This is a genomic window from Brevundimonas sp., assembly GCF_030656255.1.
Lineage (GTDB): Bacteria > Pseudomonadota > Alphaproteobacteria > Caulobacterales > Caulobacteraceae > Brevundimonas.
In genome coordinates this window covers 1-1924 of sequence record NZ_JAUSOE010000017.1, presented here as the reverse complement: position 1 = coordinate 1924, position 1924 = coordinate 1, and the positions used below count along the sequence as shown (strand labels likewise).

Genomic DNA, 1924 nt, shown 5'->3' with positions numbered 1-1924 from the left:
GGTGGTCAGCCCCTTCGACATCGCCGAACTGTCGATCCTGGGCTGGGTCGAGGGGCTGCGCGCCTACGCCATGGTCAAGCGGCGGGTCGATGAGACCGCAGCCCAGGCCGCGCGCGAACAGCCTGACGCCGTGGTCCTGATCGACAGTTGGGGGTTCACCATCCGGGTCGCCAAGGCGATTCGTGCGGCACGACCGGACGTGCCCCTGATCAAATATGTCGGGCCGCAGGTCTGGGCCTCTCGCCCGAGCCGGGCCAAGACCCTGGCCGGGGCCGTGGATCACCTGCTGGCGCTGTATGGCTTCGACGCGCCCTGGTTCGAGCGCGAGGGCCTGCCGACGACCGTCGTGGGCTCTTCGGCCCTGCATGTGGACATGGAGAGCGCCGACGGCGCGGCCTTCCGGGCCCGGCGCGGCATAGGGGCGGATGCCCGGCTGTTGCTGGTTCTACCGGGCAGCCGGCCCAGCGAGATCACGCGGATGACGCCCGTCTATGAGGCGACGATCCGTCGGTTGAAGGCGGCGGATCCGGCGCTGGAGATCGCCGTGGTCGCGGCCGGAACCGTAGCTCGGGACGTGGCCGGCCGGATCGCCGCCTGGCCCTTCCGCGTCCATCTGGTCGAGGAGGCCGAGAAATACGACGCCATGCGCGCGGCCACCGCCGCCCTGGCCACCAGCGGCACGGTCTCGACCGAACTAGCCCTGGCCGGCGTGCCGATGGTCATCGCCTACAAGATCGACGGGCTCAGCTATCTGCTGATGAAGCGGTTTGTGACGGCCAAACACATCACCCTGTTCAATGTCGCCGCCGACGACCGGATTGCGCCGGAGTTCATCCAGAACGAGGCGACGCCCGAAATCCTGACCCCGGCGATTGCGGAACTGTTGAACGATCCGGCCCGGGCGCTGGATCAGGCGCGGCGTCAGACGGCGGCGCTGGATCTGATGGGGCGGGGTGGGCCGGACCCGTCGGAACTGGCGGCCGAAGCGGTGTTGAAGGTGATCGAGAGCCGATCCATCGCTTGATCGGACGGGGCGCAGGCAGACAAAGAAAAACGCCGGGGATGTCTCCCCGGCGTTTTTGCATTTCAGGCTTGGCGCCGTCGATCAGCCGCGCTGGTCGATCGGCACATAGTCGCGCTGGGTCGGGCCCGTGTAGAGCTGACGCGGGCGGCCGATCTTCTGCGACGGATCCGCCATCATCTCCTGCCACTGGGCGATCCAGCCCACGGTGCGGGCCAGGGCGAACAGGACGGTGAACATGGTGGTGGGGAAGCCCATCGCCGACAGGGTGATGCCCGAATAGAAGTCGACGTTCGGGAACAGCTTGCGTGAGGTGAAATATTCGTCGTTCAGGGCGACCTTTTCCAGCTCCTTGGCGACCAGGAACAGCGGGTCGTTCTCGCGGCCCGTGGCGGCCAGGACTTCGTAGGCCGACTGTTGCATGACCTTGGCGCGCGGATCGTAGTTCTTGTACACGCGGTGACCGAAGCCCATCAGCTTGTACTTGCGGTCCTTCACGCCCTGGATGAACTCCGGGATGTTTTCCGGGGTGCCGATCTGCTTGAGCATGGTCAGCGCCTCTTCATTGGCGCCGCCGTGCGACGGGCCCCACAGGCAGGCGATGCCGGCGGCGATACAGGCGAACGGATTGGCGCCCGACGAACCGGCCAGGCGGACGGTCGAGGTCGAGGCGTTCTGCTCGTGGTCGGCGTGCAGGGTGAAGATGCGGTCCATGGCGCGAACCAGGGCCGGATCGACATGATAGTCCTCGGCCGGCACGGCGAAGCACATGCGCAGGAAGTTCTCGGCATAGGACAGGTCGTTGCGCGGCGACACGAACGGCTGGCCGACGTGGTATTTATAAGCGCGGGCCGCGATGGTCGGCATCTTGGCGATCAGGCGGATGGCCGAGATGTCGCGCTG

At 66.8% G+C, this 1924-nt stretch carries 2 protein-coding genes; one reads left to right on the top strand and one right to left on the bottom strand.

All coding sequences use genetic code 11. From position 1 onward, the window contains the following. Nucleotides 1-1024 (top strand): lipid-A-disaccharide synthase (locus tag Q7J26_RS01330; protein ID WP_304934716.1); only part of this gene is annotated, 1024 nt, incomplete at its 5' end. 81 nt (nt 1025-1105) lie between these two features. On the opposite strand, the gene gltA is transcribed toward Q7J26_RS01330, so the two are convergent. Beyond that, on the bottom strand, nt 1106-1924 hold an 819-nt coding region (gene gltA, locus Q7J26_RS01325), incomplete at its 5' end, for a citrate synthase (RefSeq protein WP_304934715.1).